Genomic DNA, 22,833 nt, shown 5'->3' with positions numbered 1-22,833 from the left:
GCTCGGGCGGGCCGCCCGCGGCCCCGCCACCGGCGGACGCCGCAGCGGCGTCCATCGGCAGCGCCACGGAGGAAGGTGCATCGGCGGGCCGGCTCGGGCGCGCGCGGGAGGGTTCAGTCATGTATCGGTCGATCCTTCAGCCGGCACGACGTCACCTACGGGACGCCGCTCCCATGGCCTGTGGGCGAGTCAGAGCCTGTCAGGGCGATAGCTTACACCGCGATGCGTGACAGGTCTCGTCGGCGACGGCTCGGGAGGCGCCCCGGCCGCCCGACGTTGCCACCGTGCGATTGCGCGCCACTATGGGCATTTGATCTCCATAAATGCAATTTAATGTAGAATTCAGCGTTTTTACTGGTTGTTTGAACGAAGTTTTTCCTAAACTTCGATATCGAAGAGCGCCGCAAAGCGACACGTGCGCACCCCGAACCTTTCCGTCTCCGAAGAGAGTCGATTTGTGGTTCGAAGCATCGTGCGCGGGGGGAATAGAAAATGTACGTCGAACGGCACAGCCGTCCGGCAGGGGCACGTCTGACAATGCCGCGGGTATCGCGGCGCAACGAGTATGTCGTCGCTCTCGCGACGGGGCGACGGAGTGCCTCCGTGCGCCGCGCTGTCGTCGGTGTCCTGAGTGCCTTGCTGGGCACTGCCACGTTAATGACCGCGGGCCATGCGCTCGCCCAAACCGCGTCGACGGCCACGTCCACGTCGGCAGCGGCGTCGTCGCCCCTTGCCGCGAATACGAATCCGGTGGTCGTGGCGCTGCCGTCGTCCGGCGCGCCCAAACCGATCCAGCCGGCGGTGCCCATCGGTCAGGCGACGCTCACGCAGGGCGTGGCGCAGCTCAAGGAGCGCTACAACCTGTCGCATGTGTGGCTGCGCACGGAATCCGATGCTGGCGTGGGGCTCGAAGCGGCCACGTCGGGCGACAACGTCCGACAGTTGCTGCCCGTCGCCAGTCTGTCGAAGTCGGTCACGGCCATCGGCATCGCGCTGCTCGTGCAGGAGGGCAAACTCTCGCTCGACGCAACACTCGGCGATCTGCTCGACACGTATTCGAAACAGCACGGCAAGCCGCTCGACCCGTCGTTGCGCGAGCTGACCGTGCGACGCCTGCTCGCGCATCGCGCGGGGCTCGCCACGAACGGCTACAACGATCCCGTGAATGGCCTGTTCAGCGGACTGGCGATCCGGCGTGTGGGCGGCAGCGCGGACTTCTTCAACTATCTCGACGCCGGCGACGCCGGGCACTCGACCGGCAAGTCCGATTTCGTCTACTCGAACGTGTCGTACCTGTTGCTCGGCATGGTGATCGAAGCGGTTTCCGGCGACGATTACAAGGACTTCTGCGAAACGCACATCTTCGCGCCGCTTGGCATCACCGGCGCCACCCTGCCCGACAACTGGCGTCTGCTGGCTCCGTTCGCCGGGTGGCAGATGTCCACGAGCGCGCTGCTCAAGGTGTGGCGCGTGTTCGACATCCGCCGGCCGAGCCTGCTCACGGAGAAGACGCTGCGCACATTGTTGCTCGACAAGCGCTCCGGCCCGGTCAGCGCGGGTCGCGACGTTTACTACACGCTTGGCGTATTCATGGTGCCCGGCGCGGGCGAGCGAAACTATCGCATCAGTCACGACGGCATCGCCGACTTCTTCCGCACTCAGTCGACCTACTACACCGTGGTGGAGAAGACCGTACCCGGCGACAGTTGGGCGCTCGTGGTGTCGCCGATTCCGTCGCGCGGCCAGTTCGGCGCCATTCAACGCGACGTACGCCGGATCATTCGTCAGGCACGCCTGGTGCCTTGAGGTCGGCGGCGGCGCGAGCATCGCCGAAATCGCAAACGAACGTGCCGGCAATGAGCGCGCGCTTCTGCGAGGCGCTCAGTTGCTTGACGCGGTACTCGGCCCGCGAGGCGGCTGAGCGATCGGCAAAGGTGAGCGAGAGCAGGATGCGCGACGGTGGATAAGCGCGCGTGAAGCGCGCCCCCTTGCCCGCGACGTGCGCCGCATACCGCGCCGCTAAGTCGACGGTTATGCCGGTATAGATGCGTCCGCCCGCGCACTCCAGCAGGTAGACGAACCAGGGCTTCGGCGGGACGGCCATCATCGCGTCGCCCACGATTCGTGGCGGAAGTCGTGCCATCCGCGGGGTATGGCAACGACGTTGGGGCACTGGGCAGGCGCGGGTACAGAGCGTGGCATGTTCGCGACGAAATTTGTCCTGATCGGGTGACGCTGTCGAAGTCGCTAGCATACGATATGCCCACGGCGATGCAAGCGCGCCCCCCCATCGCCGCCGGACCACGTAACACGCCTGCCTGGCCCAACACCACAACGACAAGCGCCATGACCGAATCCGCCTCGCCGGACACCCCTGATCCTCGCCATCACCGCCCCTCGGCGGCCGACGCATTGCGCCGCGAACGCCTGCGCTCACGCGTGCGCACCCTTGGCGGTTACGTCATTTACGGGATGTTCGCTGCCGCCTTGTGGGCCGCCAGCCATGGCAGTTCCGCCCTTGGCCTATCGCCCACCGCCGCACAGGCTGCCGTGCTCGTGCTGTTCACCATCGGGGCGTGGGCCTTCGGTCTGTTCCCGGAGCCGATCACGACACTGACGTTCTTCCTGCTCGCCGTCCTGCTGCATGTCGCAAAGCCGGAAGTGATCTTCGCGGGGTTTCATTCGGCTGCGTGGTGGCTCGTCTTTGGCGGTGCGGTTACCGGTATCGCGGTGCGCACCACCGGACTCGGTGCTCGACTGGCGGCGACGTTGTTCGCACTCAAGCGCCCGACGTATGCGCGTTATGTGGCGTCGGTAATGGTCGCGTGCGTGGGCCTGGCGTTCGTCATGCCCTCGACGACGGGGCGCATTCTGCTGCTGATCCCCATCGTGCTCGCGCTCGCCGATCGCATCGGCCTCACCGAGGGTCGGCGCGGACGCACCGGTCTCGTGATGATGGTCGCCGCCGCGAGCTACATGCCGCCCACGACGATCCTGCCCGCCAACATTCCGAACAGTGTGCTCATGGGCGCGGCGGACTCGTTCTACGGCGTAAAGCTGCACTACGCGCCCTACCTGCTGCTGCACTTCCCTGTCCTCGGTGCGCTCAAGGCCGCCATTCTGGTGTGGGTGATCTGCCGCCTGTTCCCCGACGACGGCCCCCTCACCCAGGTGACCAACGGTGCCGCGCCGCCGCTGTCAAACGACGCCCGGCGCCTGTCGGTATTGCTGGCGTTAGCGCTCGCCGGATTCGCGACCGATGCCTGGCACGGCATCTCGCCCGCGTGGATTTCCGTTGCCGCGGCAATCCTCTGCCTGCTCCCCGCGATTCACATCATCACGCCCAAGACCTTCACCGAGCAGATGCACATCACGCCGCTTATTTACGTCGCGGGCTTTCTCGGTGTGGGCGCGGTCGTCGCGGATTCGGGGCTGGGCGAGAAGCTCGCACGGCTATGCCTGGATGCGGTGAGCATGACGCCGGGCACCCCCGCGATCAATGCCGCATGGCTCATCGCCATCGGGGCGGCCATCGGACTGGTTGCCACGCTTCCCGGTCTGCCGGCGGTGCTCACCCCGCTCGCGGGACAGCTCGCGAGCGCGAGCGGCCTGCCGCTCTATACCGTGCTGATGTTGCAAGTGCCGGTGTTCTCCACCGTCCTCCTGCCCTATCAGAGCCCGCCGATGATGATTGCGATGCATCTGGGCGGCGTCGGCATGCGCGATGGCACGCGGCTGACCGTCGTCATGACGCTCATCACCCTCGTCTTTCTCTTCCCACTCGACTATCTTTGGTGGCATCTGCTGGGCATGTTGCCCTGAATGCCCCTACCGGCGGCTGGGTTCCCGACAGAAGACCAGCCATCGATCGCCGTCCTCCTCACGCCAGAACGCCCCCTCGCGTTCGAGAATCGCACCGAGGCGCAAGCGTGTCGCGCGAACGCGCGTGTCGCTCACGCCGGGCAGGATCATGCCGCGCACGTAGCCGATATGGGGCACCGTGCGCAACAGTGTCCGGATCAGTTGGCAGAAGCGCCTCACGGCATGCTCGCTTGCCTTCGCTTCGGCGTCGAGGCGGAAGTCGGTGATCGTCAGCACGACACCGGCAGGCACACGGTCGAGACGATGACAAAGGGACAGCTCGCCGTTCTCGACGCGCTGTCCCAGTTCGACGTGCGTGCGTTCGCAGATTTCGACGCGCGCCGTAAAACGGTGGGCTCTGAAGAATGCCGCAACGGCGCGCTCGCAAACGGTCATGGTCTTATCGGATGGTGTCGTACATCTTCGTGACTTGCTGGCCGATCATGCCGTACATCGCGCGCGACACTTCACGGATGTCCGCACTGGTCGCGTCGATACGCTGACGCAGCCGATCGTTGGTGCGACGCGTCTCCTCGGTGAGCGACATCTCGAACTCGCCGAGCACATCCTTATCGCGTCCGGCAAGCGAATCGTCGTTGGACACGACATCGAACGGCGACTTCACGAACTGGCTGACGCCCTTGGTCGTTTCGCCGACCGCCGTGCCGAGCACTCTCAACTTGCCCAACTCGCCCCCAAACCCTGCCGCGCCCGATCCCACACCGCCGGCCAACGAGAAGGCACCGGAGACGATGCCGCCGATGGCCGAATACAGCCCGGCGCGGTAATGCGAATTGTTGGCGTTGTACTTCTCGGTGCGCGCGGTCTGGCCGCGCTCGAAGACCATCGCGTCGTGACGCGTGCGATACGCCTGGTCGGTGTTGCGCTCGGCCACCCGCATGGCGAGAAACAGGGCGATGAGTGCCTGCGCGGATTGAAGGCCGTCGACCTGCTCGCGAATGCGCGGCAGCACGCGCGTGCCCTCGTCGTCGGTCGCGGCGCGTTGCTTGGCGTCGGATGCGGCGATACCAGCCTGACGCGGATTCGCCAACGTCGAACTCAATGCATAAGTCATGTCATCACTCCGTAGGTAGACAACGCGGCGGAAAACCGCGTCCGAAAGATCCGCTCGGGCTCACGCCCGGGACAACGAGGCCGCGATACGAATGCGCATCTCGCCCGTTTTCTGCACTTGCTCGCCGGTGGACACCGCGATGTCGTTCTGCTGCCCCACGAGCGTTTCCATGCGCTTGGCGGCACGCTTCTTGTCGTCGCCATTCATTTGCATGAGCAACTGCAACCACATCATGTCGACGGCGAGATCGCGCGCGTCGAGTTGCAGCTTGGCCCGCTGCACGCCGACGATGCCCTGGCCAAGCGCGTTGGCGCCCTGGAACACGCCTCGAGCAGCCATGGAGAGCGACCACGAACCCCGCGCAATGGCAAAGTAGCCCTGCATATTCATGCTCGACGTGAAGGACTTGGTCAGTTCCTTCGATGTCACCGCCTTGCCCTTGGCGAGTTGCTTCGCGGCGTTCTTTGCGACTTTGTTGAAAGCGCGCGAGGCCATCTGCTCGACCATCTGCTGCGTGAACTGCTCGGCCATGCGATTGAAGCCAGCCTTCGCCAGTCGGCGCCCGCTCTGTGTGCCGCTTTGCAGCAGCGACTTGCCCACGCGCTTGCCGACCTCGTTGCCGACGACGAAGCCGATCTCCGAGACCACGCGAGACTTGATCGCCGCGACGGCAGCCTTGTCGCCCGACTTGACCGCCTGCTCCAGCGCCTCCCCCGCGCCCGCCTTGAACACACGGCTCGCAGCTTTGGTCGTCGCGCGCTTGGCGATGAAGCCCCTGATCGACGTACCGAAGCCGATGACCATGCCGAGCATCTGGAACGCCAGTTGCGCGTGTCCCCACTTGGTCGCTTCGCTCTCGTGATAGGCGGCGTTCTTCGGATCGACCAGCGCCATCGTCCTGTGGAACGCCATGCCGAGCCCGGCAATGCCTGCGCCGACATCGGCCACCCCACCCGCGATCATTAACGGATTCATGGTGAGCACACCCGTCACGACCTTGACCGCGCCGACCACCACATCGACCGCCGCGATGAGCCAGTCGAACACCACCCCGAAGATGCCGCCCTTGCGGGCCTTGTTGGCATCCTCGGTTTTCGCGTCCATCTGCTCGCGATACTTCTTGATGTCCTCCTGACGCAGCTTTTCCTGACGCTCGCCCATCAACGTCAGCGCCCGCTGCGTGGACTTCGCCGTGTCGCCCAGCGCGTCCATCGCGATCATCGACGCCATCATCGCCAGCGTGGACGGATCGACGTTCTCGAGCGCAGAGAGCGTTGAGGCATTCGAAGCGTTCGAAGCGCCGTCGGCGCCGGACGCCCCTAGAGCGTTCGCCACCAGTCCGCTGCCGACGGCAAAGAGACGATTCAGCAGGCGGGCGAACGCGTCGTCGGCGTCTTGCCAGTCGACGCCGGTCGGCGGGTCTGGCGCAAAGTCCTCGGTGCGCAGCCAGTCCGGGCGTTCGCGTCGTTGACGAACGGCATCCGGCGACTCGATGACGTCGTTCGCAACGGCGACGGCAGCTGCGGGCGCGTTGCCGACGTTACCGGTCCAAGCGGGTGCGTAAGCGGCTCGTGGGGAATAGATGGCAGTCATGTTGATGTCTTGTCCGAAGGGGCATTCAGCGCGTCGCGTCGCGCACGTGCCGAGCGCGCGAGCTTGTCGTGCTGAGGCTGTTGTGCGCAGATGCGCAGCGTTGCGTCATACGACTTGCGCGCGAATTCCCGGTTGCCTGCGTGCTCGTAGCTCATCCCGGCGAGATACGGCGGGCGTGGGTCCGATGCGTGGATCAGGCCGGCTTTCGCGAAGCACGGCAACGCCTGGTCGTGCTGCCCGAGTCTCTGGTAGCACAGGCCGAGCCCGAACCAATCGTCGAAGGACCATTGGTCGAGCGTGGCGAGTACGAAGTACACCCGTTGCGCCGCCGCGATCTGGCCTTGGGCGAAGCGATGGCAGGCATGGGCGCGCACACGCGCGAGGTCCGCCTCGTCCAGATCGGCCAGCATGCGCAGCGCGCCCCCGTTTTCGAAGAATCGCGAAAGGATCGCTGGCGCTTCGTCCGCGCTCGGCGCCGGTGTCGCGATATCCGGGGACGTTGGCGCGCTCATGTGCGCATCGACCCGTTGATCTGGTTGAGCTGCGAGCCCTGCGAGCTGTAGATCGTGTTCACCAGCGTGGAGGCGCCGTTGTACTCCTGCAGCTTCTTGTTGATCTTGATCTGGTCAACCGTGCGGCTGTCAGAGGCCTGCTCAGTAAAGCCCTCGGCGGCAGCCTTCAGTGTGCGCAGATCGGACGCATTGTATTGCGCGTTGCTTCCCGTCGGTGTGGTGTAGCCGGGCTCGCCGACCCGCTTCGTGCGCGACTCCCACTCCATCATGGTCTTCTTCGTCCCGTCGCCGTACACGGTGATCTGGATGTTGTGCTTGTCGAAGAACGCCCGGATGCCGTCACCGACGGTCATCTTCTTCGACGTGTCCGAGCCGATGTCGTTGATCAGCGATTCGATCAGGTTCCCGACCTCGCGCGCCTCCTGTCCTTCTTTCTGGCGTCGCTGCATCTCCTGGATCATGTGCTGCGCCTCGCCGTTGTTCATCTCCATCATCAACATGGCGTATTGCGCGAGCGTTCCGTGAAAATCGAGCGACTTCGTCACGCCGCCGACATCGATGTCGCGCGTGAGGCCGGTTTGCAGGGGAACGAGGCGGGAAGAGGCGTACTGGATAGGCGTCATGACACTTGATTCCTGAAGTCGGTGAAATCGGGTCGGGCACAGACCTGCGCGGCCCTTTGGAGCTTTGAATCTTTGGATACCGGTTAGATACTGTTCACGATCTTCTTCATGATTTCGCCAAGTTTGGCGATCACCGCGTTGTAGAGCGTGAGGGTATTGTCGTAGCGGGTAACGAAACGTTTGAGCTGGATCTGCTCGCGGGTACTCGATGCACTGTCGATCATGGCCAGCGACTGAAGCTGCGCTTCCAGCGTTTGCAGACCGGCCGCATCGAACGGCTCGTCGGCGGACTGAGGCGACAGCAACTCGTGCCGAATCGCGAAGTCTCGCAGGGCTGGCGGCAACCCTTCGGGCGTCGAGCCCAGGGAAGCCCGCTGCGCCATCTCCCCCACCACCGTTGCAAAATCGCGGGCGTCGCGAGCGACGTTGATGCGCGTTTGCGCCTGCGCCAACCACGCGTCGGCCATCGATTGCAGGGTAGTCAACTGATCGCTGGCGACGCCGATCGTCGAGAGCAGCGGGTTTTGGGAATCGGTGGGCTTGGTGCGAAGCTGGCCAGCGACATCGGTGTACGCCCGCGACGGGGATGGGGTGCCGGAGATTCGATCGATCATGTCGAACCTCGTCTCAGGCGCACACTCGGCGCACGGCCGGCGCACGCTTCGCGGGAACGGTTGGCGCCGCGGCGAGCGGCACCGGCGCGTCGGCGCGCATGCGCTCGAGCGTATGCGCAAGCGCCGCCGTCATGCGACGAATTTCACGCTCGTTACGTTGGAATGCCTCGCTCTGCACGAGCGCTTCGAGACGCTTTAGCTTCTCGCGGGCGTCGGGAGTGCCGGCCGCTTCGAGACGCGCCACCTCGTCGAGCACCGCGTGGTAGTCCTGCATCTGGCGGTGCAACTTGCGCCCGGCCAGTTGCATGTCGGCGCATGCGCGTTCGTACTGAACGAGAAGATCGTCCTCCGCGACCTGCGCCGGATCGACGCACGCGAAGGGCGTGAGGGTGGGATGTTGCAACGGGTCAGACATGGAAGCGCCTCCGTATGTTGCGGTCAGTCATGAAAGACATAACGCATCGTACGAAGACGCTCGACGCTCGCCTTTGCAAAGGCAGCATTCCCTTCCGGTATCACGCCGCGCTTCAGTGATTTCCCATCCGTGCGGCGTGTTGACCGCCCACGATTCACTCAAGCGGCGCCGAATCCGCCCCCTCCCGGCGTCTCGACAACGAAGATGTCGCCCGGCTGCATTTGCGTGCGTCCGATGTGCGCCAGTGTCTCGCGCGTGCCATCCACGCGCTCCACGTAGTTCGCCCCCAGCGCCCCCACCGCTCCGCCCTGCGCCCCGAACGGCGCATGCACGCGATTGTTGGAGAGGATCGACGCGGTCATCGGGGTAAGGAAGCGAATACGTCGCACGGCCCCGTTACCGCCATGCCAACGCCCCGTGCCGCCGGACCCGACGCGAATCCGGTGGCTCTCCAGGCGCACCGGATAGCGCCACTCCAGCACTTCGGGATCGGTCAGTCGCGAGTTGGTCATGTGCGTCTGTACCGCGTCGGCGCCATGGAAGCCCTCGCCCGCACCGCTACCGCCCGCAATGGTCTCGTAGTACTGATACGTCTCGTTGCCGAATGTGAAGTTGTTCATCGTGCCCTGGCTCGACGCCACGCGTCCCAGTGCACCGTAGAGCGCGTTGGTGATGGCGGACGACGTCTCCACGTTGCCGGACACTACCGCCGCCGGGTACACCGGGTTGAGCATCGAGCCCTGCGGCACGATCACCGTCAACGGCTTCAGACAGCCGGCGTTGAGTGGAATGTCGTCGTCGACCAACGTGCGGAAGACGTACAGCACGGCGGCCATGCACACGGCCCGCGGCGCATTGAAGTTGTTCGGCAACTGCGCCGACGTGCCGGTGAAGTCGATGGTCGCGCCTTGCGTGGCGTGATCGACACGAATTGCCACCTCGATCACCGCCCCGTTATCCAGCGCGTAGCGATAGTGCCCGTCGGCCAGCGCGCCGATCACGCGGCGCACGGCGGCTTCGGCGTTGTCCTGCACGTGCCCCATATAGGCGAGCACCACGTCGCGCCCGAACTCGCTCACCATGCGACGCAGTTCATCGACGCCTTTCTGGTTCGCCGCGACCTGCGCCCGCAGATCGGCCATGTTCTGGTCGATGTTGCGTGCCGGGTAGCGCGCACTGGCCAACAGCCCGCGCGTCTCGCGATCGCGCAGTTCGCCCGCCGCGACCAGTTGCCAGTTATCGATGAGCACGCCCTCCTCCTCGACGTGCGTCGAATCCGGCGGCATCGATCCCGGCGTGATCCCGCCGATGTCCGCGTGATGGCCGCGCGAGCCGACGTAGAAGAGCGGCTCCGCGTTCGCGGCACCTTCCGCGCCCACGAACACCGGCGTGATGACCGTGACGTCCGGCAAATGCGTACCCCCGTGATACGGGTCGTTGAGCATGAAGACATCGCCGTCGCGCATCTTGCCGCGATTGCGCTCGATCACCGTCTTGATACTCTCGCCCATCGAGCCCAGATGCACCGGCATATGCGGCGCGTTGGCGATGAGGTTACCGTCACGGTCGAACAGTGCGCACGAGAAATCCAGACGCTCCTTGATGTTCACCGAATACGCCGTGTTCTGCAGGCGCAGCCCCATCTGTTCGGCAATCGACATGAAGAGATTGTTGAAGATCTCCAGACGCACCGGATCGGCTTGCGTGTCCCGGTCAGCGGCATCGCGTTGCGTGGCGCGCGGCACCACGCGCGCCAGCACGAGGTTGCCCTGCGCGCTCATCTGCGCCTGCCAGCCGGGCTCGACCACCGTCGTGCCGCTCTTCTCGGCAACGATGGCGGGCCCATCGATGGTGTCACCCGCGAGCAGCGTATCGCGGGCAAACAGCGCCGCCTCGTGCCACGCGCCACCGGCGTAGAGCTTCACGCGATCGACCGCCTGCGGTGCGCCCGACGTGCGGGCATCGAGCGAAGCGATGTCGACGGGCGCATCCGAGCGACCGATGGCTTCGACCGACGCCACCTCGACGATCAGCGCAGCGCCGTCCATCAGGAACGAATAGCGCTGACGATAGGCGGCTTCGAAGGCTGCGCGCATCTGTGCGACGTTACCGAATGGCACCGCCAGCGCCGAATCGGTGCCCGCGTAACGCACATGAACACGACGCACCGTATCGATGCGTGACGGCGGCACGCCTTGCGAGAGCAGAACGTTCACGGCGTCGTCGGCGAGCGCGCCAAGCGCGTCTTCCAGCGCTGCCAGCCCGTCGTCCGACAGCGGCGCTTCGATCATGCGCTCACGCATCGCCGTCTGATCCGCGAGGCCCATGCCGTAGGCCGAGAGCACGCCGGCGAGCGGATGCGCGAAGACCTTCGTCATGCCGAGCGCATCGGCAACGCCGCAGGCATGCTGGCCGCCCGCCCCGCCGAACGTCGTCAGCACGTAACGGCTCACGTCGTGACCGCGCTGCACCGAGATCTTCTTGATGGCATTGGCCATGCTGCCGATCGCGATTTCGAGGAAGCCTTCGGCGAGCGCTTCGGGCGTCTGACGGCGGCCGGTCGCCTGCTCGATCTCCGCGGCCATTGCGGTGAACTTCGCCACCACGACATCGCGGTCGAGCGGCTCGTTGGCGTTCGGGCCGAACACTTTCGGGAAATGCGCGGGCTGAATCTTGCCGAGCATGACGTTGCAGTCGGTCACCGTGAGCGGGCCGCCGCGCCGATACGCCGCCGGGCCCGGATTGGCGCCGGCCGAATCCGGCCCCACGCGCAGACGCGTGCCGTCGAACGACAACACCGACCCGCCACCCGCGGCGACCGTGTGAATGCTCATCATCGGCGCGCGCATGCGCACCCCGGCGACTTGCGTCTCGAATACGCGCTCGAACTCGCCGTGGTAATGCGAGACGTCGGTCGACGTGCCGCCCATGTCGAAACCGATCACCCGCTCGAAGCCTGCCGCGCTCGACGCGCGCACCATCCCGACGATGCCGCCTGCCGGGCCGGACAGAATGGCGTCCTTGCCCTGGAAGTTGTCGGCACGGGTGAGGCCGCCACTACTCTGCATGAACTGCAGATTGACGCCCGGCATCTCCTGCGCAACCTGTTCGACGTAGCGTCGCAGGATCGGCGACAGATACGCGTCGACGACGGTCGTATCGCCGCGCGAGACAAGCTTCATGAGCGGCGAGACTTCGTGCGAGACGGATACCTGCGAGAAGCCCAGCGCGCGCGCCATCGTCGCCAGCGCCTTTTCGTGGGCCTGATAGCGATAGCCATGCATCAGCACGATGGCGAGTGCGCGGATCCCCTTGGCGTAGACCGCTTCCAGTGCGCGGCGCGTCGCCTCGGCATCGAGTTCGCGCACGACTTCACCATGTGCACCGACACGTTCGTCGATCTCGACGACCTCCGCGTACAGCGCCTCCGGCAATGCGATATCGAGATCGAACAGACGCGGCCGGTTCTGATACGCGATGCGCAGCGCGTCGCGAAACCCTTGTGTCGTCACGAGCGCGAGCGGCTCGCCCTTGCGTTCGAGCAGCGCGTTGGTGGCCACGGTGGTTCCCATCTTCACCATTTCGACCTGCTCGGGCGTGATCGGCTCGCCCGGCGCGAGGTCCAGCAGGTGACGAATGCCGGCCACGGCGGCGTCGCGATACTGCTCGGGGTTCTCCGAGAGCAGCTTGTGCGTGACGAGGGTGCCGTCGGGGCGGCGCGCCACGATGTCGGTGAAGGTGCCACCGCGGTCGATCCAGAACTGCCAGCGCGAAGCGGTCTGGTGCGCAGGGGCGCGGTTTTGGGCGGAGGGCGTGAGGGCGTTCGTCATGGGGTCACTCGCAAAGCAATGGTCAAACGTGAATCGGCGGGGTGACGGTGCGGGGGCACCGTCGTCATGCTGTGTTGGCGCAGGGCGCGCGTGTCCCGGTGTGTGGCGCGGCCGATGTCGTCCGCCGCGCCACACACTCGCAAATCTCGGTACCGGGAGAATTAAAGAGAAGTCATCGGACGCGGCAGCGACGGCTGCCGCGGTAGTTCATTGGCGCAGGGTGTCGCTTATCACTGCATGTGCGCCTCGAGCGAATCGAGATCGCGGCCGCGGGTTTCGGGCAGCGTGAGCGCCGCGAGAATCAGCACGCCGTAGGCCACGCCGGCGAAGATGCCGATAGTCGTGCCCAGGCCGTACTGTTTGGAGAGCATGCCGATCAGGAACGGGAACAGGGCGCCCACGGCACGGCCGACGTTGTAGCAGAAGCCCTGGCCGGAACCGCGCACGCGGGTCGGGAACAGTTCGGTCAGGAACGCACCCATGCCGCTGAAAATGCCCGAGGCGAAGAAACCGAGCGGGAAGCCGAGCCAGAACATGGCGCTATCGGTCAGCGGCAGCGACGTGTACGAGAACGCGATCACCATCGAGCCCACGGCGAACAGAATGAAGTTCGGCTTGCGGCCGAGCCGGTCCGTCAGATACGAGCTGACCAGATAGCCGACCCACGAGCCGAAGATGATCATGGCGAGGTAGCCGCCGGTGCCCATCACCGTGAGATGGCGCTCCGTCTTCAGGTACGTGGGCAGCCACGTCGTGATGGCGTAGTAGCCGCCTTGTGCGCCCGTGGTCAACAGCGCGGCGCGGATCGTCGTCGAGAGCAATGCGGGGCTGAAGATGGCGGCCAGGCCGGGCGTGTCTTCCGACGTCTGCTTGGCCTTCTCGTTCTGGTAGACCTCCGGCTCCTGCACGTAGCGACGAATGAAGAGCACGAGCAGCGCGGGCAGCAGGCCGATCAGGAACAGTCCGCGCCATGCCATTTCAGCGGGGAACAGCGAGAACAGCACCGAATAGAGAATAGCCGTCAGGCCCCAGCCGATGGCCCAGCCGGACTGCACGAGACCCACGGCCTTGCCGCGGTCGCGCGCGCGCATCACTTCACCGATGAGCACGGCGCCGGCCGTCCACTCGCCGCCGAAGCCGAAGCCCATGAGCGCACGCGCGGCGAGCAGTTGATGGTAGTTCTGCGCGAGTCCGCACAGCCCGGTGAAGACGGCGAACCACAGCACGGTGAGTTGCAGAGTACGCACACGACCGATGCGATCCGACAGAATGCCGGCCGCCCAGCCGCCGAGCGCCGAGGCGAGCAGCGTGAGCGTGCCGATGAAGCCCGCGTCGGCAAGGCTGATGCCCCACGTCGCGACCAGCGTCGGGATGACGAAGCTCAGCATCTGGGTGTCCATGCCGTCGAGCATGTAACCGACCTTGCAGCTCCAGAAGGCACGCTTTTGGCGCGGGGTGGCGTCGCCGTACCAGCCGAACAGGCTGCCGCCGTTGTCAGACGTATCCAACGTGCCGGCGGGGACTGCCGCCGCCGGGGGCGCGAGAGGGGTTTTGCTTTCCATGAGAAAAAAGGCTCCGGTGATGTCGTGACTTGCCGTGTGATGTGCCCTCGGGCCGCGCTCTCCGATGGGCGTGTGCGGTCACCGGCAGGCGATCGCTCCCCTGCCGCCTCCCGTCATGGCGCGGTGTTTCTGTCTTGCTTGGTGCTCGGGTAAAGCTTCAGTGATGCTTGCTGCTTGCGTGAAATTTGCGGGGTGCTTCAGGTCCTGCGTCGCTGGCCGGTATTGCCGGTATTTCCGAGATGCCCGGGTGCCGTGCAACGCACGTCGCGCGCGATCAGAAAACGGCGAGCGACGCGTTCGGGATATCCGTCATCAGCATGTAGCCCGGCCGGTGCGCGATGGCGATCGGCAGCCTGGCCTCCATGATTGCGGTCTGCGGCGTCACACCACAGGCCCAGTAGACAGGCAGCTCGCCGTCGCGAATGGTGACGGCATCGCCAAACTCCGGCTTGTTCAAATCCGCGATGCCGAGTGCTGCCGGGTCACCGATATGGATCGGCGCGCCGTGCACGCCGGGGAACCGGCTCGTGATCTGCACAGCGCGAATGGCGTCGGCGCCCTTCATCGGACGCATCGACACGACCAGCTCGCCACCGAACTTTCCGGCGCGCTGATTGGCGATATTGGTTCGATACATCGGCACGTTGCGTCCCTCTTCCACGTGACGCAACCCAATGCCCGCCTGCGCCAGCATGCCTTCGAATGAGAACGAGCAGCCGATGGCGAAGACGACGAAGTCATCCTGCCAGCGCTCGGCGAGGTGATCGACCTGTTCGGCGAGTTTGCCGTCGCGGTAGACGTTGTAACCCGGCACGTCGGTGCGGATATCCACCTCCCGGCCCAGTGCCGGCACGTGCCATTGCCCCGGCTCGCCCACGCCCAGCAGGGGGCAGGCCTTCGGATTACTTTGGCAGAAGCGCAGGAAGTCGTGCGCGTGGGCTGCCGGCAGGATAGCGAGGTTGGCCTGTGCGAAGTCGCCGCAGTACCCGGCGGTCGGCTTCCGGAACTGACCGCTGCGCACTGCCTGACGGAATGCGAAGGGCGTGATGGCGTCGCGTTGCGAGGCGAGGTCGTCGAGCACGGTGGGATGGTTCATGACAGCTCCGGCATTGAGGGGGGGGATGCAACGGTGGCATCGGATGGCTGAAGCATAGAAAGAAAAAAAAGTTGTCGCTAACGAGTTTTTCTACGCGCTGCCGTATAGAATTTCTTAACAACATCACGGGTTTTCCCGAGGTTCGTTGTCTTTTTCTTCCTCGATCCGAGGTCAAATTTTGGGCACGCTCCCGGCCCGCCGATTCCCATGAACACGCGATTTCTCGAAACGTTCGTCACGCTGGCCAAGCTGCGCAACTTCCGTGCGACGGCCGCGGCGCTGCACGCCACGCCGGCGGCGATCTCACAGCGGCTCAAGGCGCTCGAGGAGGAGCTGAAAACCGTGCTGGTCGATCGCGACAGCCGTGAATTTCGGCTCACACCCAACGGTGAATACCTGCTGGGCTATGCCAAGGCGGTGGTGGAGGCGGCGCGACGTCTGCAGACAGCGGCATCGGGCGAAAGCACTTTGCGCGGACGGTTGCGTCTCGGCGTGATCGAGACCGTCGTGCATAGCTGGCTGCCGCACTATCTGCGACGCCTGGCGGCCGACTATCCCTCGCTGGAAGTCGAGTTGACGGTCGATGTCTCGGTGCAGTTGCAGCGCCGCCTGGTCGCGGACGAACTCGATCTCATCATCCGCGTGGAGGGCAGCGACGACAGCAGCGTGGTGTGCGATGCGCTCGCCAACTATCCGGTGCACTGGATCGCGCGCACGGGCATGTTTCCGAACACGCGCAGCGGGCTCGCGAAGCAGGTGCTGCAGCATCCGATCCTGACCTACGGACGCGGCACGGCCCCCCACCGGGCGCTGGAGGACATCGTGGCGAAACTGGCGGGCGTGCATGGCGTACCGCTTTCGGAGACCCGCATTACGGGGTCGCCGTCGATCGCCGTGATCGTGCAGTTGGTGAGAGACGGCTTCGGGGTCGCGGCGATTCCGCGGCTGTTCGTCGACGATCTGATTGCGAGCGGCGAAGTCGCGGAGCTGCCGTTGCAGCCGGCGCCGCCGTCCATCGTGGTGTCGATGTCGCGACGCGCCGACGCCCCGCTCTTCGTGCATGGGGCGGCCACGGCCGCGCGCACCGCGTGCGCGGAGTACTGCCGCAAGAGCGACCGGCGGCTGGTGGAATTGTTGTAAGGCGTCGCGCCGGGGCGCTCGGTGCGCGCTACCGAAAATGCGCCAGCCGCGTGAGGAACGTGTAGTCCGCTTCCGCGGCCATGAGGGCCATCAGCACGAGCAACGCCAGCGGCGGAATCAGGATCGCGTAGACCAGCGCGAGCCGCTCCCAGCGCATGTGCATGAACACGGCCACGATCAGGCCCGCCTTGGCCACCATCAGCGCGAGAATCAGCCCCCATCGCAGGTAGCCCCGCAGATCGGCGTAGTCGACGAGATACGATAGCGTAGAGAGCACGAACAACAGCCCCCACACCTTGAAATAGAGGCTGACCGAATGCTGTTGGCCCGAATGTTCGCCGCTGGCGCCAGACGCGTGCGGCGCGGATGTCGCAGAGGATTCCATCGCTCCTCCTACCAGAGATAGAACAGCGCAAAGATGAACACCCAGACGAGATCGACGAAGTGCCAGTAGAGGCCTGCGATCTCGACGAGCTGGTAGTTGCCGCGTCGTTCGAGCGTGCCGTTGAGCACCTTGCGCATCACCGTAAGCAGATAGATGACGCCCGCACTCACGTGCAGCCCGTGAAAGCCCGTGATCATGAAGAAGCACGCGCCGAACTGCGCTGCGCCCATCGCATTTCCCCACGGGCGAATGCCTTCGTGCACGATCAGGTTCGTCCACTCGAACGCCTGCATGCCGACGAACGCCATGCCGAAATAGGCCGTGGCGAGAATGCAGGCGGCCGTCTTGTCGCGATCGCGCCGGTAGGCGTAGTTCACCGCCATCGCCATGGTGCCGCTGCTGGTGATGAGCGTGAACGTCATGATGGCGATGAGCAGCAGCGGCACCGGATGACCGTTCACATTGAGCGCGAAGATCTCCGCCGGGCTTGGCCAGGGGGCGGTCGTCGAGATGCGCACCGTCATGTAGCCGATGAGAAAGCTGCTGAACACGAACGTGTCCGAGAGCAGGAAGATCCACATCATCGCCTTGCCCCACGGCACGTGGAACGCGGCGCGATCTCCCGACCAATCGGTGACGACGCCGCGCCAACCGGCGGGCAGTTCGGTCGACGGGGACGATGCAGGCGAAGACGTATTCACGATGTCGCTCCTCGACGCGTTACGAACCGACGGCGGCAGTGCCGCACAGTCGCTGCGCGATCTCCGGCGTGAGATTGACGATGGCCGCGAACAGCACGATCCACAGCAGAAGCAGGAAGTGCCAGTACTGCGCAGTCAGGGACAGGCGTCGTGCGCGCGCGGCATGGGTGAGCCGACGCGACGCGAGACACGCCCACGCCACCCCGCCCCCGAGCAGATGCAGCGCATGCAATCCGGTGAGCAGGAAGAAGAAGCTGTTGGCGGGATTGCCGGCCACGCCGAAGTGACGCAGCGTCAGGTCGTGCCACACCCAAAGCTGCCCGATGACGAACGCGAGCGCTAGCCCGCCCGCCAGCGCCCAGTCGCGGCGTGAGCGTCGCAACTCGCCGTGTCGCGCCTGCCAGGCCGACGACTGCATCACGAGGCATGCGGCGGCCAGCATCCCCGTGTTAATCCACAGCGCATTGATCGACGGCAACGGACGCCAGTCGCCGAGACTCATGCGCATCACATACGCTACGAGCATCAGCGCGAACAGCATGCCGATCACGCCCATGAGCCACCAGAGCGCGACCTGCGACGCCGCGCGACGCGGCGGCTGTGCGATGGGCACGCCTCCGGGTGGCAGGGATGGCCAGGACGGCGCGGGCTTCATGGTGCGGCTCCCTTGGGTGACTCAGGCGACTTGGGCGGTGGGGGCGGCGGCGTGTCACGACGATGCAGCGCCGCCGAGTCGCCGTGCACCCGGGTGGCGGGGCGTCGTGGATCGGGGGCGAGATTCTGCGGCACGACGTCGTCGATGTCGCCCGGCACGCTGTATTCGTAAGGCCAGCGATAGACCACGGGCGGCGTCGGGCCCCAGTTGCCGTGTACGGGTGGCACGTCGGGCGTCTGCCATTCGAGCGACGCCGCACGCCACGGATTTGCGCCGGCCGGCTTGCCGTGCCGCAGGCTCCAGGCGAGGTTGAACAGGAACAGCAATTGCCCGGCGGCGACGACGAACGCCGCCACCGAGATGTAGGCGTTCATCGTGTGCGCCGACTCGGGGATGAAACTGTAGTCCTTGAACTCGTAGTAGCGGCGCGGCATGCCGAGTATGCCGAGGTAGTGCATCGGGAAGAAGATCGCGTAGGTGCCGAGGAACGTGATCCAGAAATGCCATTGGCCGAGGCGGTCGTTCATCCGTCTGCCGGTGATGAGCGGATACCAGTGGTAGATGCCGCCGAAGATCACGAGCAGCGGCGACACGCCCATCACCATGTGGAAGTGCGCGACCACGAAGTACGTGTTCGACAACGGCATGTCGACGCTGACGTTGCCGAGGAAGAGTCCGGTGAGGCCACCGATCACGAAGGTGCTGATGAAGCCGATGGCGAACAGCATCGGCACGGTCAGATGGATGTCGCCGCGCCACAGCGTGAGCACCCAGTTGTAGACCTTGATCGCGGTGGGGATGGCGATGATGAGGGTGGTCGTGGCGAAGAAGAATCCGAAATACGGATTCATGCCGCTGATGAACATGTGGTGCGCCCAGACGACGACCGAGAGCACGCCGATGGCGAGAATCGCCCAGACCATCATGCGATAGCCGAAGATGTTCTTGCGCGCGTGCACGCTGATGAGATCAGAGACGATGCCGAATGCGGGCAGCGCGACGATGTACACCTCAGGGTGACCGAAGAACCAGAACAGGTGCTGAAACAGGAGCGGGCTGCCGCCGCGATAGTCGAGCGGTTGGCCCATCGACACGACGGCCGGCATGAAGAAGCTCGTGTGCAGGGTCTTGTCGAGCAGCATCATGACGGCGGAGACGAACAGTGCCGGGAAGGCCAGCAGCGCGAGCACCGTGGCCATCACGATGCCCCAGACCGTGAGCGGCATGCGCAGCAACGTCATGCCTTCGGCGCGGGCTTGCAGCACGGTGGTGACGTAGTTGAGGCCGCCCATCGTGGCGGCCACGATGAAGATTGCGAGCGAGACGAGCATCAGCACAATGCCCCACTCGGTGCCCGGCGTGCCGGGAAGAATCGCTTGGGGGGGGTAGAGTGTCCAGCCCGCGCCGGTCGGGCCGCCGGGCACGAAGAAGCTCACCATCAGCACGATGACGGCGAGCAGGTAGACCCAGTAGCTGAGCATGTTCAGGAACGGGAAGACCATGTCGCGCGCCCCGACCATCAGCGGGATGAGGTAGTTACCGAAGCCGCCGAGGAACAGTGCCGTGAGCAGGTAGATCACCATGATCATGCCGTGCATGGTGACGTACTGGTAGTAGTGGTTGGCGTCGATGAAGGAGAACTTGCCCGGGAAGCCCAGTTGCATGCGCATGAGGTTCGAGAGGACGAGCCCGACGAGTCCCACGGCGATGGCCGTGAGCGCGTATTGCACCGCAATGACCTTGTGGTCCTGGCTCCAGACGTACTTCGTCCAGAAGCTGTGCGGGGCGCCGTGGTACCCACCGGCGTGGGCTGCACTGTCGGAACTGTCGGAGTCGCCGGTCATGACTTGTCTCCCTGAGGATTCTGCGCTGATTTGTGTTGTGTGGTGTTGTGCTGTCTCGTGTTGTGCCGCCTTGCTTCGTGGCGCTGACTTTGCGGTGCTTTTTCCGATGTTTCTGTGGTGATGCGTCTACAAAGTGCGAGGCCGAGTCAAGGCGCGGGGCGAATCATCGGCACCCGCGGCGGCACCGATCCCGGCGGCGGATTGACGGGCTGCGCTGGCGGAATAGCAAGTGGCGGAACCGTCGTATTCGGGTCGGTCTGCAACGGTAGTCCCGGCGCTTGCCCCGACCGGCGTGCCGGCTGAGACGACGGCTGCGAGCTTGCGCTCGACGGGCCGGATGGTGTCAGCGGCGCATACTGCGCGGGCGGACGCGGTGTAACCAGTGAGTTTTGGGCGAGTTGCACGGCGGGCTGCGCACGAGCCGACGGGGCCGCCGAGGCCAAAGTTACCGGTCGGCGGGGCGCGGGCATGGCCGCGGCGGGCGCATGTGTTGCCGGCGAAGGGCCGGCCTCAGGAGGTGGCGCGGTACCCAGCGTCCGAATGTACGCGATGAGCGCCTCTAGCTCGTCGTCCGTGAGATCGAGCTTGGGCATGATTGGCGCGAAGCCCTTGGGCACGCGCGCGGTCGGATTGCGGATGAAGGTCGCCAGGTAAGCTTCGTCGACGTGCGCAGAGCTGCCATCCTGAAACGTCTGCGTCGTGCCGTACAGACCTTTCCAGGTCGGCCCGACGCCGGGTGAGCCGTCTACCGTATGGCACGCGGCACAGCCCTTTGCTTGCGCCAGCAATTTGCCTTTGGCCGCGAGTGGGTCGGAAGTGGCTGCCCCGGCATGTTGCGCTTGCAGTGCAGCAAACGTGGGGAGTGTGGCGACCCAGGCGTCGTAGGCCGGCTTGTCCTCGACGACAACGACGCCGCGCATGTTGGCATGGCCGACGCCACAAAGTTGCGCACAAAGGATGTCGAACCGCCCGGTAAGCGTCGGCGTGAGCCACATCTGCGTGACCATGCCCGGCACCATGTTCATGCGCGTGCGGAACGGCGGGACATAAAAGTCGTGGAGAACGTCTTTTGCGCGCAGCAGCAATTTCACCGGCTGGCCCACGAGCAGATGCAGTTCGGGGGCGTCGACGATACGGTTGTCCTGATTCGCGGGATCCTTGGGATTCAGGCCGAGCGGGTTGTCCGCGGTGACATAGCTCGGGTCGGAACTGCCGAGCCGCCCGTCGGGGCCCGGCAGGCGGAAACGCCATTGCCACTGCTGGCCGACGACTTCGACGACACGGGCATTGGCGGGGGGATTGATTAGCTTGGCATAGACGAATAGGCCCGGCGCGAGCATGGCGGCTATGCCAATAGTCGTGATACCGATGAGCCAGGCTTCGAGACGCCGGTTGTGTGGCTCGTAGGCAGCGCGGTGCCCGTCGCGGTGGCGGTAACGGTAAATCGCCAAGGCAACGAAGAGATTGACGGCGACAAAGGCCACACCGGTGATGACCAGCGTGATCGTGAGGGTGTCGTCCATCTGGCGCCAGTTAGACGCCAGCGGGGTCAGCCACCACGGGCTCCAGAAGTGGAAGGCGAGGGTGGCGGCGACCAGGACGGTTAGAACAAGTTCGGTCGCCATAGCGCACGGACACCAAAATGCACGCCCGCCGGGCGCATGCCGTACGAACCGTATAGCACGATGCCTCTCCTGAAGAGCCCCGCCTCGTACTGCAAATTGCACCCAAAGATCCCCAACACACTATGTGGGCCGCGACATGCCCATGGACGGCTGCCGCCTGCCCAATTAAGACTAGACGTTAAGCGCTGCAAGTCAAGCAAGCGTCCGACGGACGACAAGCCCGCTTAAGGTGATCCGCCCAGGTAGTACGGGCGTGCCAGTCATATGCGGCAGTGGAAATGGTATGCTCCTGGTCTAAGAAATTTTGCCAAATTTGAACTCGGCCGCCAGCTGTATCTGCGCATTGAAGCGCCGATCCCGCTAAAGCGGCAAGACACCCATTCCATGTCAGAAACTTCGACTCCCGATACGATCGAGATGCGCGCCTGCATCGCTTGCGGAAGTACAGCCCCGAGACAGTACCTTTATGTCAAAGAGGGTCTACCCATTTTTCGTTGTGGCACGTGCGGCTTGGGCTCCACCGACGTTACGAACTTTGATCCAAAGACCTACTACGATGCGAACTACTTTAACGGCAATCTGCATGACGGCTACGCGGATTATCAAGCGTCAGAATTGGTGTTGCGCCACGACTTCAGCGAAATCGTTTCCCTACTGAAATCGCATGGTCCGAATGGAGGCACGTTACTCGAATTGGGTTGTGCTTATGGATTTTTTTTAAATTTAGCGCGGGCTCATTTCGATGTATATGGCATTGAAATCTGTAGCGATGCGGTTCAAGCCTGCAACGCACGCGGGCTCGTGAATGTCAAGCAAGGCACGGCCGAGTCACACGAGTTGCAGGCCATTCCACGTCCTGACACGGTAGTGATGCTCGATGTCATCGAACATCTGCAGTCTCCGGAAAAGGTGCTTGAAATGGTTGCGCGGCGATTGAAACCTGGGGGCACGGTGCTACTGACGACCGGAGATTTCGCCTCTTGGCCTGCGCGCCTCTTCGGCAAAAACTGGCGCTTGATGACACCGCCACAGCATTTGTGGTTTTTTACGCCGGAGTCTCTCAATGCCCTCGGCACGCGGTGCGGCCTCGAAGTCATATCCATTGAGCACCCCAGTAAGAGGGTTCCGCTATCGTTGATCCTATTCCAGTTGGCTCGACTGCTACGTCTGCGCATTAAGCCCCTCAGGTTCCTCAGCTCGTTTGGCATCAGGCTCAATACCTTTGACGGACTACGGATCGTGTTTCGCAAATCCGCTGACCCGGCGTGAAGCGCCTCCTCGTGAATTGTCCAAATGAAAGTT

19 protein-coding genes and 1 pseudogene are annotated in these 22,833 nt (G+C 64.5%); 4 read left to right on the top strand and 16 right to left on the bottom strand.

Annotation, left to right across the window (positions count from 1 at the left end; genetic code table 11):
- Nucleotides 1–603: 603 nt before the first annotated feature.
- A complete protein-coding gene (locus PSO31014_RS18715) occupies nt 604–1,806 on the top strand; it encodes a serine hydrolase domain-containing protein (protein ID WP_174976580.1) in 1,203 nt (400 codons plus the stop codon).
- Here the strand turns inward: PSO31014_RS18715 and PSO31014_RS18710 are convergent.
- A complete protein-coding gene (locus PSO31014_RS18710; RefSeq protein WP_246176808.1) occupies nt 1,778–2,107 on the bottom strand; it encodes a GIY-YIG nuclease family protein in 330 nt (109 codons plus the stop codon). The two genes, PSO31014_RS18715 and PSO31014_RS18710, sit on opposite strands and share 29 nt — an antisense overlap.
- A 239-nt stretch (nt 2,108–2,346) precedes the next feature.
- Between PSO31014_RS18710 and PSO31014_RS18705 the strand changes: the two genes are divergently transcribed.
- The gene (locus tag PSO31014_RS18705; protein WP_150552980.1) at nt 2,347–3,822 is read left to right on the top strand and encodes an SLC13 family permease; all 1,476 of its coding nucleotides are present in this window, start codon (nt 2,347–2,349) and stop codon (nt 3,820–3,822) included.
- Between the two features lie 6 nt (nt 3,823–3,828).
- Here PSO31014_RS18705 and PSO31014_RS18700 read toward each other — a convergent pair whose 3' ends face one another.
- The 10 genes from PSO31014_RS18700 to PSO31014_RS18655 all read right to left on the bottom strand — a co-directional run bounded on the left by PSO31014_RS18700 (nt 3,829) and on the right by PSO31014_RS18655 (nt 15,133).
- Nucleotides 3,829–4,257, bottom strand: a complete 429-nt coding sequence (locus PSO31014_RS18700) for a hypothetical protein (protein WP_150552979.1) — start codon at nt 4,255–4,257, stop codon at nt 3,829–3,831.
- Between the two features lie 4 nt (nt 4,258–4,261).
- On the bottom strand, nt 4,262–4,936 hold the full coding sequence (locus PSO31014_RS18695; protein WP_150552978.1) for a hypothetical protein: 675 nt from the start codon (nt 4,934–4,936) through the stop codon (nt 4,262–4,264).
- A 60-nt stretch (nt 4,937–4,996) separates the two neighbouring features.
- Entirely contained in the window at nt 4,997–6,529 is a 1,533-nt protein-coding gene (gene sctE, locus PSO31014_RS18690) for a type III secretion system translocon subunit SseC family protein (RefSeq protein ID WP_150552977.1), read from the bottom strand.
- Nucleotides 6,526–7,041 (bottom strand): tetratricopeptide repeat protein, encoded by a 516-nt coding sequence (locus tag PSO31014_RS18685; protein ID WP_150552976.1) that lies wholly within the window; start codon nt 7,039–7,041, stop codon nt 6,526–6,528. Before PSO31014_RS18685 ends, sctE begins: the two co-directional genes overlap by 4 nt.
- Nucleotides 7,038–7,664 carry a hypothetical protein gene (locus PSO31014_RS18680; protein WP_150552975.1) on the bottom strand — a complete coding sequence of 209 codons (627 nt, stop codon included), beginning with the start codon at nt 7,662–7,664 and terminating at the stop codon, nt 7,038–7,040. The genes PSO31014_RS18685 and PSO31014_RS18680 overlap by 4 nt, the downstream gene beginning before the upstream one ends.
- Before the next feature lie 83 nt (nt 7,665–7,747).
- Nucleotides 7,748–8,278 (bottom strand): hypothetical protein, encoded by a 531-nt coding sequence (locus PSO31014_RS18675; protein WP_150552974.1) that lies wholly within the window; start codon nt 8,276–8,278, stop codon nt 7,748–7,750.
- A gap of 13 nt (nt 8,279–8,291) precedes the next feature.
- Nucleotides 8,292–8,693, bottom strand: coding sequence for a hypothetical protein (locus tag PSO31014_RS18670; protein ID WP_150552973.1), 402 nt, complete (start codon nt 8,691–8,693; stop codon nt 8,292–8,294).
- 158 nt (nt 8,694–8,851) lie between these two features.
- A complete protein-coding gene (locus tag PSO31014_RS18665; protein WP_150552972.1) occupies nt 8,852–12,523 on the bottom strand; it encodes a hydantoinase B/oxoprolinase family protein in 3,672 nt (1,223 codons plus the stop codon).
- A 230-nt stretch (nt 12,524–12,753) separates the two neighbouring features.
- Complete coding sequence (locus tag PSO31014_RS18660) at nt 12,754–14,085, bottom strand: MFS transporter (protein WP_150552971.1); 1,332 nt, start codon at nt 14,083–14,085, stop codon at nt 12,754–12,756.
- Between the two features lie 274 nt (nt 14,086–14,359).
- Complete coding sequence (locus tag PSO31014_RS18655; RefSeq protein ID WP_150552994.1) at nt 14,360–15,133, bottom strand: putative hydro-lyase; 774 nt, start codon at nt 15,131–15,133, stop codon at nt 14,360–14,362.
- 255 nt (nt 15,134–15,388) lie between these two features.
- Here PSO31014_RS18655 and PSO31014_RS18650 point away from each other — a divergent pair, with 255 nt between their 5' ends.
- Nucleotides 15,389–16,321: a LysR family transcriptional regulator gene (locus PSO31014_RS18650; RefSeq protein WP_150552970.1), complete on the top strand. Its 933-nt coding sequence runs from the start codon at nt 15,389–15,391 to the stop codon at nt 16,319–16,321.
- 28 nt (nt 16,322–16,349) lie between these two features.
- Here PSO31014_RS18650 and PSO31014_RS18645 read toward each other — a convergent pair whose 3' ends face one another.
- The 5 genes and pseudogenes from PSO31014_RS18645 to PSO31014_RS18625 all read right to left on the bottom strand — a co-directional run.
- Entirely contained in the window at nt 16,350–16,706 is a 357-nt protein-coding gene (locus PSO31014_RS18645) for a cytochrome C oxidase subunit IV family protein (RefSeq protein WP_150552969.1), read from the bottom strand.
- Between the two features lie 8 nt (nt 16,707–16,714).
- Complete coding sequence (locus PSO31014_RS18640; protein WP_150552968.1) at nt 16,715–17,407, bottom strand: heme-copper oxidase subunit III family protein; 693 nt, start codon at nt 17,405–17,407, stop codon at nt 16,715–16,717.
- 19 nt (nt 17,408–17,426) lie between these two features.
- A complete protein-coding gene (locus PSO31014_RS18635; protein ID WP_150552967.1) occupies nt 17,427–18,062 on the bottom strand; it encodes a cytochrome c oxidase subunit 3 in 636 nt (211 codons plus the stop codon).
- Nucleotides 18,059–19,906 carry a cytochrome c oxidase subunit I gene (gene ctaD, locus PSO31014_RS18630; protein WP_150552966.1) on the bottom strand — a complete coding sequence of 616 codons (1,848 nt, stop codon included), beginning with the start codon at nt 19,904–19,906 and terminating at the stop codon, nt 18,059–18,061. Before ctaD ends, PSO31014_RS18635 begins: the two co-directional genes overlap by 4 nt.
- Before the next feature lie 527 nt (nt 19,907–20,433).
- Nucleotides 20,434–21,531 (bottom strand): annotated as a pseudogene (locus PSO31014_RS18625) (cytochrome c oxidase subunit II); the annotation flags it as partial.
- A gap of 264 nt (nt 21,532–21,795) precedes the next feature.
- Between PSO31014_RS18625 and PSO31014_RS18620 the strand changes: the two are divergent.
- The gene (locus PSO31014_RS18620) at nt 21,796–22,800 is read left to right on the top strand and encodes a class I SAM-dependent methyltransferase (RefSeq protein ID WP_150552964.1); all 1,005 of its coding nucleotides are present in this window, start codon (nt 21,796–21,798) and stop codon (nt 22,798–22,800) included.
- The last annotated feature ends 33 nt before the right edge of the window (nt 22,801–22,833 follow it).

The sequence above is a fragment of the Pandoraea soli genome (genome assembly GCF_902459595.1).
Taxonomy (GTDB): domain Bacteria; phylum Pseudomonadota; class Gammaproteobacteria; order Burkholderiales; family Burkholderiaceae; genus Pandoraea; species Pandoraea cepalis.
This window is presented reverse-complemented; position numbering and strand designations above follow the sequence as displayed.